The following is a 13,718-nucleotide window of genomic DNA, read 5'->3' on the forward strand; positions in this document are numbered from 1 at the left end:
CGCAACGAGTCGAGTGATCTACAGACGGTTAAATGGTTGGCGTGGGAACTGTTGTACGCCACCGAATCCTGCCGAACCTTCGCACTGTGGGCCGTCGGCCTGATGTATTCAGCGGCTGGCGATCGGCATGTTGTGGCGCTGACACATCACGGTGCGGGTTACGTCCCCGCGGGGATTGTGGTCCCTAAGGGCGTGCGGATGCTCTGGTCTGACCAAGCTATTGGAGAGGGCTTTCGTAGCCGATGGATCGGAAATCTCGATCCGGCTGCGACACTGATCGCCTTCGCAGAAGTCAAGGCCGCGGAGCCGGCTGGCTGGCGCTTAGCCGCTGCAGCGACCACCTGGTCGGACGTAACAGCGCTCATGACTGCCGCGCAACGCTGGGGCACTGAATGGGCCACCTGCTCCGGTATGTCCATGCCCGCCTCAATCGGAAAACGTGACGCTATCGCCAACGCGAATACTCCGCACCGATTGGAGCGGGAGTACCCCGACCTTTTCGAGCGTGTAGCGCAACTTCGTGCCAGAGGGCTTACCCAGCGAGCCGCCAAACTGGTCACGGAAGCAATCGTTTCCGACGCGCGCCTTGCGATCGTCGCCGACGGTGGCCCCCGAATTCCGCCGAACTTCGACTCGGTGTGGCCGGCTGCAGCTGACGGCAGAGTAGACGCTTCGGATCGCGCCCGTTTCGCCGAAGCGGTTCAGCAGCAATGGTTCAGCATCGGAATGGTGCAGCCGGGTTGGGAAGATGAACGCACTGACACCGTCTGTGCAGAGTACAGGGGGCAATGGCTTATTTGCCGGGCGCTTGAGGTGGTCCTGGGGTGGATAGCTGACGACAACTGCGGGGCAATGCAGGCGGACCTGCCGCTGGAAGACATGATCTACGCCGCAGCACATGCCTACCTCGACAGTCGGGGAACCGGCTGGATCACTGCAATTTTCGACGCTGCAGGCGGTTCATCCTGATAATGGATTCGCTCCCTCAGGAGGTAGATGGTGAAGCTTGGCGCGCCGAGCTCGCGCGGCAGCATACGTATCTGGCGAACGTCGTCGATCAAGCATGTGCCTGGACGCGCGAGTTCCACGTGCAAACTGGGGTTGAGCTGTGTGGCAACTACACCTCACTAAAGAGTTATCCCCTGCTGGACTACGCGAACAGGCTGAGACAGCTCAGCTCAGCACTAAAAAGAGTGTGCGCAATTGCTTCGCTACAGCCTCCGCCGCCGACCTGGGACCGCACGACCCTGCATGCGCCCCCGGCTATAGCGGTGCCCGGGCGAGACCCAGATTGGCGACGGGCCGATTACTCGGAAGGCGGTCGGTACCTGCTGATGCTTCAGCCCACTTCGCCACCCGGATACCCGGCTACCGCTCGTGAACAGTGGAGCGCTGCCCTTCGCCTTGCGAGCCCAAGCATCATCGAACGCGAAATCGGTGTGCCGCAACTAGTTGCCTACGGTTTGATGGCTCGATCGGAGTTCGACAAAGCATATCGAGTGGTGCACAGAGCGTTTCTCGACAGTGCGGCCGCCACGTTTGGTCGTGCGTGGGCTACCGGATCTTCCGAGGATGGAACTCGTTCAATGACCGTGCTGGTGAGTTGGATGAAGGCACTGACCGACCATGGGTGCTCCTTGGGTGATTGTGATTCCGTGCTTCGCGACATCGAGGTCGTAGACCCGCAAGCTGTCGCGGATTGCAGAGCAGTCCAGGAAGTTTGGTGCCCTCCCACGCCCTGACCTGCTCCGCCGGCTGATACAAGACCGACGCAAATGCCAGAGTGGCGCCTGCGGCAGTCTTTGGCCTCACGGTGCTTCACTGCTCTCGGGCATGTAACCGGTGACCTCATACTCTTGGACCAATCGTGAAGATCATTGCAATGCAGGACCTCCTAGAGAACTTCGACGAAGTGCTCTTGAGCGTCGAACGAGGGGATTCATTCGAAATCCGGGCGGAGGATGGTCACGCCATCGCCCTGCTGCTGCCGATTCAGGATGAGCTCTAGGACCCAGCCACCCCACCGAGGCGAGCTGCCACATGTCGACGCTTCGCCGGTGTTGACGCATCATCAGACCGGATGAAACGGTATGCGATCAACTATCTGGGCACCTGTTTCCCTGCACCACAGCGCACGGTCAAGACGCTGCCGCCGTGCGACCCTCGCCAGCCTTCGCGTCGGCATTCAAAACTTTCTGCTGACTCCGGTCGAAGTTCGCGTTCTCGCTGATCTGCGTAAGCGAGAGACGCGAGGGTTGCGAGGCTCGCTGAGCCACAACATCTTTGTACGGCGGATAGATTGTCCACAGCAGTACGTTCCTGCGGTTGCGCGCGCCATCATCTTCGATCACCCATCCGAGGTTGCGTAGAGCGGGTGCGTGCCTACGCAGCAGCCCAGAAACGTCGCGACCGTTCTTCGGCCAGTCCCTCGGTCGTTGCCAGTCGTCGTTGACCGGTGTGAGCAGCATCAGCAAATCACTGCCGGATTGACCAACAGCAGGTTCTAATGTCCGCGAGCGAAGCTGTTCGATAAACGGGTCGACGGACAAACTATCCTCAGACAACTGATTGGCGCGCGACATGTACCGGCGTACGCCATTAGTCGACAAGATCTCGTCCACGGCCGCCAGCGTGCGACAGAAGTCCGCCATCCTGGGCGAGTCCTCAACTGTGATGGTCTCCAACCGATGGTGAACGGAGGCAGCCAAGTCAAGTAGTCCGCCAAAAATACCTGGTAGAGCTGCTTCCCACCGCTGTCGCATCTCGGCCTCTGACTGTCGCATTCTGGGGTCGATGCGTCGCAGCTCGACGATCGCTAGCCGCTCTGCCAGATCGGGTCGGATGGCGCCGACGTCGATTCCGTTGATAATCACGCATCGACGAAACTTGATGACAGCCAGATCGGCATCGGTATATAGAGACCGTTTCACCATGGCGTCGCCTGTCGCAGCGCGGCATAACGAGTCCGACAGCCACGGCGGGATGGCCGACAGGTTGTCCAGAGCAACGACCCACGATCCAGAAGCGGCAACCGCCCATGAGTCCGCGTCCCGCGGCGCCTGACGAAAGGGGGCGGGCGAAGGATCGATGAGTTCGACCAAGCTCCGTGTCGATGTCGTTTTAGCGCTACCTTGCTCGCCAAACAGGGCTAGTACCGGATGCGGGACGTCGCACTGAACCAAAGCAGCTACTAGGAACGCGAGAAGAACTGGGCGGTCCTCAACGGCGACATTGACGAACTCCCAGAGCTTCGTCACATCCCCGCGGGGGCTTGGTGCCGGCATCGCCCCCGTCAGCTTCGTATTTCGGAGGAACCGCACCGGCGCAGTGGGAGCCATCGACCACCTTCCGTCGCAGACTTTGATTACTTGACCGTTTGGATCTCCAGTGTCGATGTAGATCGTCCCGTGGTGGTCGGCAACGCGTAGGTTCAACTTGTCGGGTGCCTGCGTGGCCGCCAGACCTTCCAAAATCAGTGTGGCGTCGGTAAGTGCTTGGCCCCCGGCGACCGCACCGGTCTCGGTGAAGTAGCGAGCGGCGAGATCTGCCCGTAGGCCAGCCCTCCCACCACGCAGGAGTATCGCGAGGTGGGGTCGACTGCGTTCGGCGCCAAATGGTTCGCCGTCCTTGGAGACTCCGAGAACATAGCGTTCCCGGGCCATATCGACTAAGCGTGCCGCGACTGACTTCTTGTCCCCCTCCCCCCTGCCGCTCAAGGGATTTCCTGCCCGTGGTGCTGTCGATTATGGGCATGCTGCGCTATTCTCATGAGGAACTTCCGTGTGGCGTGATCGGGTGGTTCGAACGAAGGCCTCGGCTAGTCCCCGAGGTCTTTTTCGTGCGCAGGCACTAAGCGGCGTCGCCGCCTCCGCGGCGGGTTGCGCTCTCTCGCTCCGATATCCAGCGCAATACCTCGGCCCTCCGATAAACGACTCGGCGTCCCAAGGTGAAACTCGCCGGCCCAATATTCGAATGCCGCCAGTACCTCAGCGTCCCCATCGGAACTCCAGTGATGTCCGAAACTTCCTTCGCTCCTAGCAAATCCATCAAATTACTCCTCAGCTATGGTCGGTTCGCCTGAGCCAACAGTGACTGGTGACTTGACGGTCTGTCCACGACCACAGCCACATTCACTTGAAGAAAAGCCTTTCAATGACTCGGGGGTCGTGACGTCTTCGGCGGGCTCATAGTCCGGCCTCCGGACAACGAAGCGGATGAGGGGAGCGGAATACTGCGGTACTTTCAGCGTATGACGACTCGGAACGAGCGAGCGGGAATTGACGACCGCTGGCACAAACGAGTCAAGGCGCCGGACGGCGCGATGCGTACGGAGCGGTCTGCGGTATACGGCAAGGTCTCGCGCTGGCGTGTCAGATGGGTCGACAGCACAGGCGCTGAACGGACCAAGAGTTTCCAACGCAAGCCGGATGCGCAGGCATACCTCAACGGCCTGACCGCCGACCTTCAGCGCGGTGAGTATGTCGATCCGAGGAAGAGTGCGGAGACGTTCGGGTCGGTGGCGGAGCAATGGTTCGCCACCAAACAGCACCGAAAGCCGAAAACCGTTGCAGGATATCGCTCGTTGCTCGACACCGTAGTCTTGCCGAAGTGGGATGGTGTTCCGCTGAAAAGGCTTGACTACGAGTCCTATTCGACGTGGCTGGGGTCGCTGTCGGTCGATGGTGGGCAACGTGGAGCCGGTTTGTCGGCAAGTCGGATCACCCAAGCGCATCAGCTGGTAGGTGCTGTCCTGAAATACGCCCAACGGACTGGCAAGGTGGCGAAGAACGTCGCGTTGGAGATCAAGCGGGACGAGGATCTTCCCGAGCAAGCCGAGCGTGAGCGGCGCTACCTGAGCCATGCCGAGTTGTTGGTGCTGGCCAAGGCTGCGGATCGGTTCGAGACGCTGACGCTGGTCCTGGGGTACTGCGGGCTGCGGTTCGGCGAAGCCGTTGCGTTGAGACGCAGGCATGTGGGGGATCGGGTGCTGACGGTGCGCTCGTCGGCAACCGCGGTCACTGGTAAGGGCATCGTGGAGTCGACGACCAAGACGAAGCGGGATCGCCACGTGCCCGTGCCCGAACCTGTCTGGAAGAAACTCAAGGCTGAGTTGCCTGCCGATCCGAACGCGCTGGTGTTTCCTAGTCGGAAGGGCGGGTTCCTGCCACTCGGTGAGTACCGCTGGGCATTCGACAACGCGTGTGAAGACGTCGGCATCGAAGGGCTGGTACCTCACGGCCTCAGGCACACCACGGCGTCACTGGCGATCAGTGCAGGCGCTAACGTCAAGGTCGTGCAGAGACTCCTGGGGCATGCAACGGCGGCCATGACGCTCGACCGTTATGGGCACCTACTCAACGACGATTTGAGCGGTGTGGCAGACGCGCTGGGTAAGGCTATAGACAGCACTGCGGTATCACTGCGGTATTCAGGACGTCAGAGGAAGGCTGATACGGCCTAAAGTACGCTCTGAGCTGCAAAGCCCCCATAGCCCAATTGGCAGAGGCAGCGGACTTAAAATCCGTTGAGACTGCGTCCACCGCGGCCGTCACTCGACATTGTCCGCAGTGGACGCAGTCTCAACGGGTTTCGGGGCGGGCGATGCCGGCGACGACATCGGCGATCGACGCGCGGACGGCGTCCTCACCCACCGGATCCAACGCCATGGCCCCCTGCAGGAACGGCCGGAACAGGTACCAGCCCAGCTGCAGTGCGCTGATGTTGGCGGCCGCCAGCCGCGCCTCGGCGTCGGTGTCGAAGTTGGGTCGGATCTCGTCGAGCAGTCGGGCCAGGGTGGGAAAGCTGGACTGCAACTCGCCCACCGGATAGCCGTCCAGGATCGCGCGTGCCACCACTTTCGCGTGGCGGATCAACGCCTCCTCGACCTCGGCGCCCGACGCCTGCGATTCGATCTGAGCGGTGATCCGCCCGGCGAGATGGTCCAGCACGGCACCGACAAGGTTGTCCTTGGCGCCGAAGTGGCGGAACACCAGACCGTGGTTGACCTTCGAGCGGGCCGCGACCTCGCGGATCGACGTCGCGGCCGGACCCTTCTCGGCGAACAGGTCGGAGGCGGCCTCCAGGACCGCCGCGGCGACCTCGTCGCGCCCGAACGGAGTTGAGGTGCGCTGCCCCGTCGACTTCGTAGCCACCCGACTACGGTAACCCGCGCGCCGTTAGATGTGTTGAGGCGATCGGCCGGCGATTAGTATCGCTGATGTGGCCGAGCAACTCGACGCCGGGCAGTTGCGCGCTCTGGCAGCGGTGGTCGAGTTCGGCAGCTTCGACGCCGCGGCCGAGTACCTGCACGTCACCCCGTCGGCGATCAGCCAGCGCATCAAAGCCCTCGAACAACGCGTCGGCCAGGTGCTGGTGCTGCGGGAAAAGCCCTGTGTGGCAACGACAGCCGGCGTTCCCTTGATCAGGCTGGCGGCCCAGACCGCATTGCTGGAAGCGGAAACCCTCGCCGAGATGCGAGGCGGATCGCCCGAGCGGCCCCGCGTCGCGGTGGCTGTCAACGCCGACTCGATGGCCACCTGGTTCACCGAAGTGTTCGCCCGCCTGCCCGACGTGCTGTTCGACGTGCGCATCGAAGATCAGGACCATTCCGCGCGGCTGCTGCGTGAAGGTGTGGTGATGGGTGCGGTGACCACCGAGCGGATCCCGGTCAGCGGGTGCCGGGTGCGACCGCTCGGGGTGATGCGCTACCTGCCGGTCGCGGCACCGCACTACCTGCAGCGCCACCTGCCCGACGGCCTGACCGCAGACGCGGCCACCGCGGCGCCGTCACTGTCCTGGAATCGCGCCGACGCTCTGCAAGATCAGCTGCTGCGCAGCGTCTTTCGCCGCTCCATTCGGCGGCCGATCCATTACATTCCCACTGCCGAGGGGTTCGGCGCCGCGGTGCGGGCCGGGTTGGGTTGGGGCATGTATCCCGAACAGCTCGTCGACGCGTCGTTCGTGCCGATCACCGATGCCCACCTCGACGTACCGCTGTACTGGCAGTCCTGGAAGCTCGACAGCGACACGGTCGCGCAGGTCACCGATGCCGTCACCGCCGCCGCGGCGGGGCTGCGTCGGCGCCGGTGAGCACGCCAGGCAGAATTGTGCGGGTGCACGCCAAGGTCAGGGTTCGGGTGCTCGGTGTGGGCATGGGACCGCAGCACGTCACCGGCGAAGTCGCCGAGGCGCTCGGCACCGTCGACTACGTGCTGGCCGCGGAGAAAACCGCCGACGACCAACTGCTCGCCCTGCGCCGCGCGATCGTTGCCGCGCACCCCGGTCCCACCGGTCCGGCGGAGGTGATCGCAGTGCCCGACCCCGAGCGCGACCGCTCCGCCGGGTTGTCCGCCGGCGGCTACGACGCCGCCGTGGCGGACTGGCACGACGCGCGCGCCGCCCAGTACGCCGCGGTGCTCACCGAGCGCGGCGGGACGGCGGCGTTCCTGGTGTGGGGCGACCCGTCGCTGTACGACTCGACGATCCGGATCCTGGACAAGATCCGCGCCCTGGGGGTCGACGCCGACTACGACGTCCTGCCAGGCATCAGCGCCCCCCAGCTGCTCGCCGCGCGGCACCGCATGGTGTTGCACGACGTGGGACGGCCGGTGCACATCACCACCGGCCGGCGGCTGCAGGACGCCGTGACCGAAGGCCAGGACAACATCCTGGCCATGCTCAACCCGCCGCCCGATCGGCTCGACTTCACCGGTCTCGAGGACTGGACGATGTGGTGGGGCGCCAACCTCGGGGCCCCCGGTGAGCAGCTGCTGACCGGTCGGCTCGCCGACGTGCTTCCGGCGCTCGCACCGGCGCGGGACGCGGCCCGCCGGGTCGACGGCTGGGTGATGGACGTGTTTCTCGTGCGGCGCACCTGATGGCGGGCCTGCTGGTCGCCGGCACCACCAGTGACGCGGGCAAGACCGCGGTCACCACCGGGTTGTGCCGCGCCCTGGCCCGTCGCGGCGTCAGCGTGGCGCCCTACAAGGCGCAGAACATGTCGAACAACTCCATGGTGTGCACGGGTCCCGACGGAGCCGGCGTGGAGATCGGCCGCGCCCAGTGGGTGCAGGCGCTGGCCGCGCAGGCCACACCCGAAGCCGCGATGAACCCCGTGCTGCTCAAACCCGGCAGCGACCAGCGCAGCCACGTGGTGCTGATGGGCCGGCCATGGGGTGAGGTGGCGTCGTCGGACTGGCTCGAGGGACGGCGGGCTCTGGCGGCGGCCGCGCACGCCGCGTTCGACGACCTGGCCGCCCGCTACGACGTCGTCATCGCCGAGGGTGCCGGCAGCCCGACCGAAATCAACCTGCGGGCAGGTGATTACGTCAACATGGGGCTGGCCCGCCACGCCGCGCTGCCCACCGTCGTGGTGGGCGACATCGATCGCGGCGGTGTGTTCGCCGCATTCCTGGGGACCGTGGCGCTTCTCTCGCCGCAGGATCAGGAGCTGATCGCCGGGTTCGTGGTGAACAAGTTCCGCGGTGACGTCGCGCTGCTGGCGCCCGGCCTGCGTGACCTCGAGCGGGTGACCGGACGGCGCGTGTACGGCACGCTGCCCTGGCACCCCGACGTCTGGTTGGACTCCGAGGATGCGCTCGACCTGCAGGGCCGGCGTGCGGCGCAGTCGGCGGCCCGCCGCGTGGCGGTCGTGCGGCTGCCGCGGATCAGCAATTTCACCGACGTCGACGCACTCGGGCTCGAGCCCGACCTCGACGTCGTGTTCGCCTCGCATCCCGCGGCGGTGGCCGACGCCGATCTCGTCGTCCTGCCCGGCACCCGATCCACGATCGCCGACCTCGCCTGGCTGCGTTCGCGTGGTCTGGACCGGGCGGTGACCGAACATGCGGCCGCAGGCAAACCGCTGCTGGGCATCTGCGGCGGGTTCCAGATGCTGGGTCGGGTCATCCGTGACCCCGAAGGCGTCGAAGGCGCGCCCGCCGAGGTCGACGGACTCGGTCTGCTCGATGTCGAGACGAACTTCGTCGCCGAGAAAGCTCTTCGGCTGCCCACCGGGCAGTGGTCGGGCGTCCCGGCCGCCGGATACGAGATCCACCACGGCCGTATCACCCGCGGCCCCGACGCCGACGAGTTCCTGGGTGGGGCGCGCACGGGCCGGGTGTTCGGCACGATGTGGCACGGCGCGTTCGAAGGTGACGCGCTGCGCGGGGCGTTCCTGCGCGAGACGCTCGGCGTCCAGGTCTCCGGGGCATCGTTCCCGCGGGCCCGCGAACACCGCCTCGAGCTGCTCGGCGATCTCGTCGAAACACACGTCGACGTCGAAGCCCTGCTCGGCGTCATGGAGCGGGGCGCCCCCGCGGGGATGCCGTTCCTGCCGCCGGGGGCGCCGTGAGAGTTCTGCTGCTCGGCGGCACCGCCGAGGCCCGGGCGCTGGCGGCGCAGCTGTGCGGCGCCGGGATCGAGGTCACGACGTCGCTGGCCGGCCGGGTCGCCGATCCGCGGCTTCCGGTGGGGGAGGTGCGGATCGGAGGCTTCGGCGGGATCGAGGGATTACGCACTGCGGCAGCCGAATTCGATGCCGTCATCGACGCCACCCATCCGTTCGCCAAGAACATCTCGGCGAATGCCGCGGCCGCCTGCACCGGCGGTGCGACCCGTCGGCCCCTGCTGCGCCTGGAACGCCCCGGCTGGGCCGACCGGTCCCGCGACAGCTGGCACTGGGTGGACACCCACGAGGACGCCGCCGCGGTCGCCGCGACACTCGGTCGCCGCCCGTTCCTGACCGTCGGACGTCAGGAGATGTTCCGCTTCTTCGCCGACCTCGGCGGGCACGCCGTGCTCGCGCGCGTCGTTCAGGCTCCCGACCAGCCGTTGCCCGAGCGCTGGAACCTGATCACCAGCCGGGGTCCCTACGCGCTGCCCGGCGAACTCGCGCTGATGGCCGGGCATCGCGCCGACGTGCTGATCACCAAAGACTCCGGCGGTGAATACACCTGGCCGAAGATGGCCGCCGCCGAACAACTCGGCGTGCCGGTCGTCCTGGTCCGGCGCCCCGCCCGCTCGCCCGACGTCCCCACCGTGCAGGACGTCGCCGCCGCGCTGGCCTGGGTACACACGATCTCTACGATGTCCGGGTGAAGATCCTGGTCACCGGCGGTGCCCGGTCGGGCAAGTCGCGCCACGCCGAAGGGCTGCTGAGCGGCGCCGATGCCGTCACCTACGTCGCCCCGGGCCGTCGGGCCGACGGCACCGACCCCGACTGGGACGCCCGGGTGGCCGAGCACCGGGCCCGGCGGCCGTCGCACTGGCGCACTGTGGAGACCAGCGACATCAGCGCTGCGGTGGCGGGGTCGACCGCACCCGTGCTGGTGGATTGCCTGAGCACGTGGCTGGTGGCGGTCCTGGACGAGGCCGGGCTCTGGGACGCCGCCGCGGCGTCGGTGCAGGCCGAGGTCGACGCCCGTCTGGACGTGCTGTGCAGCACCCTCGACAACGTCGCCGACGTGGTGCTGGTGACCAACGAGGTCGGCCTCGGCGTCGTCCCGGCGCACCGCTCCGGTGTGCTGTTCCGCGACCTGCTCGGCACCGTCAATCAGCGGGTGGCGGCGCGGTGCGACGAGGTGCATCTCGTCATCGCCGGTCGGGTTCTGACGTTGTGACCGGCGGGACGGCGACGTCGGCCTGCCAGCGGGCGCGCCGCTCCGCGTCGCTCTGCTCCCACCACGGCGGCGAGCCCCGTTCGCCGAGGGCGACTTTGGCCGCCTGCACACCCGCGCGTGCCACCGGCTCGGCGTCGGTGCCGCGGGTGCGGCGGACTTCCCGGCGCCATGCCATCAGGATCCGGGTGAGCTCGGCACGGCGCGGCTCCGGGATGGCCGGATCGGTCGCGCGCCAGCGGCGCCCGTCGATCACGACGTAGTGCCCGTCGGCGCTGTGCTCGGTCACGACCGGTAGCGCTCCTCGTGCAGCACCGCCGCCAGCGACGACCGGGACCGCCAGCCATAGCGCTCCAGGTCCGGGGTGTCGGGCAGCTCGGCGACCGTGCCGAGGCACAGCCACGCCACCGGCCGCACGTGGTCGGGCATGCCGACCAGCTCGCGCAGGAAGTCCTCCCGGTAGAACGACACCCACCCCACTCCCAGCCCCTCGGCGGTGGCCGCCAGCCACAGGTTCTGGATCGCACAGACCACCGAGTACAGCCCGGCGTCGGCAATGGCGTGCCGGCCCAGGACCTGCCGGCCGCCGCGGGTCGGGTCATAGCCGACGACGACGCCGAGGCCCGACTCACAGATGCCCTCGATCTTGATCCGGGCGAACACGTCGGCGCGTTCACCGGTCAGCCCGGCCGCGAACACCTCCCGCTCGTCGGCCACATGGTCCCGGAAAGCGTCGAGAGTCTGAGGTGAGCGGACGAGCACGAAATCCCACGGTTGCGACATCCCGACCGACGGTGCGGCGTGGGCGGCCAGCAGCACCCGCTCCAGCACCTCGGGGCGCACCGGCTCCCCGGTGAACTCCCGCCGGGTGTCGCGGCGGCGGTGGATGACGTCGTAGAGCGAATCCAAGGCGGTCATGAGCTTCGGCCCCTCACGCGGCACGTCGCGCTCATCGTCTGTCTGCTCTTCGCGCAAGCGCTCATCGTCGCCCACCCATTCGCTTGGCCGCGCGGTCCCGGGCCGGGTCGTAGAGGTGGCTCTCGCCGGCCTGCGGGTCGGGACGGTCCGCCAATGCGCGGCCGACCAGCACGACCGCTGCCTGGCGCAGATCAGCGGCCTCCACCGCGTCGGCGATGTCGGCGACGGTGCCGCGCAGCACCCGCTCGGCCGGCTGCGAGGCCCGGTACACCACGACGACCGGACAGTCCGCCCCGTAATGCGGTGCCAGTTCGGTCATCAACTCGCGAACACGGGTGATCGCCAGGTGTAGCACCAGCGTGGCCCGGGTCGCGGCGAACGCCGACAGCTGCTCGGTCTCCGGCATCGCCGTGGACCTCTGCTGTGTGCGGGTCAGCACCACCGACTGTGCGACCAGCGGCACCGTGAGCTCGCGTCCGACGCGGGCTGCGGCCGCCGCATAGGCCGGCACCCCGGGGGTGATCGCCCACGGCACGCCGGCGCCGTCCAAGCGGCGGGTCTGCTCGGAGACCGCCGAGTACACCGACGGATCACCGGACACCAGGCGCACGACGCGGTGGCCGGCCCGGTGCGCCTCGACCAGGCGAGCGACGATGGCGTCGAGGTCCATGTCCCCGGTGTCGACCAGCTCCGCGTCCGGTGAGCAGTGCGCCAGCACCTCGGCGTCGAGATAGCTCCCCGGGTACAGCACCACCTCGGCGTCGGCGAGCATGCGGGCTGCGCGCACGGTGAGCAGGTCGGCCGCGCCGGGTCCGGCGCCGACGAACTGCACCGCCCGGGGATCGTCGTTCATCGACCGAGAGTCTAGGGGTGCGCAGGTTGCACGCGCGTAGCGCTCAGGCGGTGCTCAGCGCCGGCGGACTGGCCGCGCTCGAATCGGGGTTGGCCAGAGGCAATCCCATGAATCGTCGGGCATTGTCGCCCATGAAGTCGTAGGTGCGGCGGACGTCCATGCCCTCGGCGTACTTCCAGAAGCCGCGCGGCTCGGCCAGCCCCTCGGGGTGAGGGTAGTCCGAACCGAACATCACCTTGTCCCAGCCGACGGTGTTGACGACGTCGGAGACGCAGCCCTCCCAGAACGGGCTGACCCAGATGTTGCGGCGGAACACGTCGAGGGGGTGCTCGGGGAAATTCTGCGGCATCTTCTTGACCAGTTCATCGAAGTCGTTGAACAGCGGGAAGATCCAGCTGCTGCCGTTCTCGACGCTGGCGATGCGCAGCTTCGGGAACCGCGTCAACGTGCCGTGACAGATCAGGCTGGTGATCATGTCGGCGATTTCACGGTGACCCAGGACCATCCAGCGGAACGCACTCATCGCCATGAAGTTCTGGGTGTGCGGCGGTTCCCACCGGCCGACGTACTCGTCGAGCGGAGGGTAGCTGGCGTGCAGCACGATCGGCAGCCCGGCTGCCTCGACATCACGCCAGAACGGGTCGAATTCGGGCAGCGCTGGCGACCGCCAGCCGTGCAACCCGTTGACCGGACCGGGCTTGACCAGCGCCACCTTGGCGCCGTGAGCCAGGATGAACTCCAGCTCACGCTGCGCGGCGTCGACCTCGGACAGGTTCAGGATCGGGGTGGAGAACAGCCGGCCCCGGTAGTTGTAGGTCCAGTGTTCGGCCATCCACTGGTTGAGCGCATGGATGATCGCCAGCGTCAACTCCGGGTCGTCCGCCGACGAATGCTCGACGAGGCTGGCCAGCGTGGGGTAGCTGATGGCCTCGCGCACGCCTTGGCGGTCGAGCTCGGCGATGCGGTCGGCCGGGCCGCGCGTTGCCGGGGGCGCCTCGATCGCCTGACCCTGCATCTCCCGCAGGGTCAGGCCGTCGGAGTTCTCCCCGGCGAAGAACTTCTCGTGTGCGCCGGGTGCAGCCACCCGTTCGAACGTCGGGTTGGGGATGAAGTCCGACACCCGGTTGTTGATGACGATGCGCGTGTGCTTGCCGAACTGCGCGAACTGCACCGCCCGTGAATACCGTTGTGGCAGAAACTTGGTCAACGCCTCCGGGGTTTCATACATGTGCTGGTCGGCGTCGAAGATCGGCGCGTCGCGAAACTGTGCCGGCGTGGAGGACATGCGACTACTGTAATGCCAACAGTAAGGATTGCGCCAGAGCGGCTCG

Annotated in this window: 15 protein-coding genes; 8 read left to right on the forward strand and 7 right to left on the reverse strand. The window is 66.7% G+C overall.

Features of this window, described 5'->3' with window-relative positions; genetic code table 11:
* The first annotated feature begins 36 nt into the window (after positions 1 to 36).
* Both J3476_RS27800 and J3476_RS02425 read left to right on the forward strand, forming a co-directional pair.
* Entirely contained in the window at positions 37 to 969 is a 933-nt protein-coding gene (locus J3476_RS27800) for a hypothetical protein (RefSeq protein ID WP_234788706.1), read from the forward strand.
* Positions 970 to 1,867: 898 nt separating this feature from the next.
* Complete coding sequence (locus tag J3476_RS02425) at positions 1,868 to 2,008, forward strand: hypothetical protein (protein WP_156448508.1); 141 nt, start codon at positions 1,868 to 1,870, stop codon at positions 2,006 to 2,008.
* A 130-nt stretch (positions 2,009 to 2,138) separates the two neighbouring features.
* On the opposite strand, the gene J3476_RS02430 is transcribed toward J3476_RS02425, so the two are convergent.
* Entirely contained in the window at positions 2,139 to 3,662 is a 1,524-nt protein-coding gene (locus tag J3476_RS02430; RefSeq protein ID WP_234788705.1) for an ATP-binding protein, read from the reverse strand.
* A 187-nt stretch (positions 3,663 to 3,849) separates the two neighbouring features.
* Positions 3,850 to 4,047: an AlpA family transcriptional regulator gene (locus J3476_RS02435; RefSeq protein WP_011856752.1), complete on the reverse strand. Its 198-nt coding sequence runs from the start codon at positions 4,045 to 4,047 to the stop codon at positions 3,850 to 3,852.
* Between the two features lie 202 nt (positions 4,048 to 4,249).
* Here J3476_RS02435 and J3476_RS02440 point away from each other — a divergent pair, with 202 nt between their 5' ends.
* On the forward strand, positions 4,250 to 5,461 hold the full coding sequence (locus J3476_RS02440) for a site-specific integrase (RefSeq protein ID WP_064280677.1): 1,212 nt from the start codon (positions 4,250 to 4,252) through the stop codon (positions 5,459 to 5,461).
* Between the two features lie 118 nt (positions 5,462 to 5,579).
* On the opposite strand, the gene J3476_RS02445 is transcribed toward J3476_RS02440, so the two are convergent.
* Positions 5,580 to 6,152, reverse strand: coding sequence for a TetR/AcrR family transcriptional regulator (locus J3476_RS02445; RefSeq protein ID WP_207064969.1), 573 nt, complete (start codon positions 6,150 to 6,152; stop codon positions 5,580 to 5,582).
* A gap of 67 nt (positions 6,153 to 6,219) precedes the next feature.
* Here J3476_RS02445 and J3476_RS02450 point away from each other — a divergent pair, with 67 nt between their 5' ends.
* Genes J3476_RS02450 through J3476_RS02470 form a run of 5 tightly spaced genes read left to right on the forward strand, consistent with a single transcriptional unit; the run spans position 6,220 to position 10,619 of the window.
* Positions 6,220 to 7,089, forward strand: a complete 870-nt coding sequence (locus J3476_RS02450; RefSeq protein WP_207064970.1) for a LysR family transcriptional regulator ArgP — start codon at positions 6,220 to 6,222, stop codon at positions 7,087 to 7,089.
* Positions 7,090 to 7,112: 23 nt separating this feature from the next.
* Complete coding sequence (cobF, locus tag J3476_RS02455; protein ID WP_207064971.1) at positions 7,113 to 7,877, forward strand: precorrin-6A synthase (deacetylating); 765 nt, start codon at positions 7,113 to 7,115, stop codon at positions 7,875 to 7,877.
* The gene (locus J3476_RS02460; RefSeq protein WP_207064972.1) at positions 7,877 to 9,352 is read left to right on the forward strand and encodes a cobyric acid synthase; all 1,476 of its coding nucleotides are present in this window, start codon (positions 7,877 to 7,879) and stop codon (positions 9,350 to 9,352) included. The genes cobF and J3476_RS02460 overlap by 1 nt, the downstream gene beginning before the upstream one ends.
* Positions 9,349 to 10,098 carry a cobalt-precorrin-6A reductase gene (locus J3476_RS02465; protein ID WP_207064973.1) on the forward strand — a complete coding sequence of 250 codons (750 nt, stop codon included), beginning with the start codon at positions 9,349 to 9,351 and terminating at the stop codon, positions 10,096 to 10,098. The genes J3476_RS02460 and J3476_RS02465 overlap by 4 nt, the downstream gene beginning before the upstream one ends.
* Positions 10,095 to 10,619 (forward strand): bifunctional adenosylcobinamide kinase/adenosylcobinamide-phosphate guanylyltransferase, encoded by a 525-nt coding sequence (locus J3476_RS02470; protein ID WP_207064974.1) that lies wholly within the window; start codon positions 10,095 to 10,097, stop codon positions 10,617 to 10,619. The genes J3476_RS02465 and J3476_RS02470 overlap by 4 nt, the downstream gene beginning before the upstream one ends.
* Here J3476_RS02470 and J3476_RS02475 read toward each other — a convergent pair.
* The 4 genes from J3476_RS02475 to J3476_RS02490 form a co-directional block, all read right to left on the reverse strand.
* The gene (locus tag J3476_RS02475) at positions 10,591 to 10,905 is read right to left on the reverse strand and encodes a hypothetical protein (RefSeq protein ID WP_207064975.1); all 315 of its coding nucleotides are present in this window, start codon (positions 10,903 to 10,905) and stop codon (positions 10,591 to 10,593) included. The two genes, J3476_RS02470 and J3476_RS02475, sit on opposite strands and share 29 nt — an antisense overlap.
* Positions 10,902 to 11,534: a 5,6-dimethylbenzimidazole synthase gene (gene bluB, locus J3476_RS02480; protein ID WP_207064976.1), complete on the reverse strand. Its 633-nt coding sequence runs from the start codon at positions 11,532 to 11,534 to the stop codon at positions 10,902 to 10,904. Before bluB ends, J3476_RS02475 begins: the two co-directional genes overlap by 4 nt.
* A gap of 61 nt (positions 11,535 to 11,595) precedes the next feature.
* Positions 11,596 to 12,387 (reverse strand): precorrin-4 C(11)-methyltransferase, encoded by a 792-nt coding sequence (cobM, locus tag J3476_RS02485; RefSeq protein WP_207064977.1) that lies wholly within the window; start codon positions 12,385 to 12,387, stop codon positions 11,596 to 11,598.
* A gap of 43 nt (positions 12,388 to 12,430) precedes the next feature.
* Positions 12,431 to 13,672, reverse strand: a complete 1,242-nt coding sequence (locus J3476_RS02490) for an amidohydrolase family protein (RefSeq protein ID WP_207064978.1) — start codon at positions 13,670 to 13,672, stop codon at positions 12,431 to 12,433.
* Positions 13,673 to 13,718: the final 46 nt, after the last annotated feature.

Source organism: Mycobacterium sp. PO1, from assembly GCF_017312405.1.
Taxonomy (GTDB): Bacteria; Actinomycetota; Actinomycetes; order Mycobacteriales; family Mycobacteriaceae; genus Mycobacterium.

Bases quoted from the DNA above. Each gene is read 5' to 3' on its own strand.
- bluB (WP_207064976.1), bottom strand. From the start codon at position 11,534: ATGACCGCCTTGGATTCGCTCTACGACGTCATCCACCGCCGCCGCGAC.
- J3476_RS02435 (WP_011856752.1), bottom strand. From the start codon at position 4,047: ATGGATTTGCTAGGAGCGAAGGAAGTTTCGGACATCACTGGAGTTCCG.
- J3476_RS02490 (WP_207064978.1), bottom strand. From the start codon at position 13,672: ATGTCCTCCACGCCGGCACAGTTTCGCGACGCGCCGATCTTCGACGCC.
- J3476_RS02440 (WP_064280677.1), top strand. From the start codon at position 4,250: ATGACGACTCGGAACGAGCGAGCGGGAATTGACGACCGCTGGCACAAA.
- cobM (WP_207064977.1), bottom strand. From the start codon at position 12,387: ATGAACGACGATCCCCGGGCGGTGCAGTTCGTCGGCGCCGGACCCGGC.
- J3476_RS02430 (WP_234788705.1), bottom strand. From the start codon at position 3,662: ATGGCCCGGGAACGCTATGTTCTCGGAGTCTCCAAGGACGGCGAACCA.
- J3476_RS02460 (WP_207064972.1), top strand. From the start codon at position 7,877: ATGGCGGGCCTGCTGGTCGCCGGCACCACCAGTGACGCGGGCAAGACC.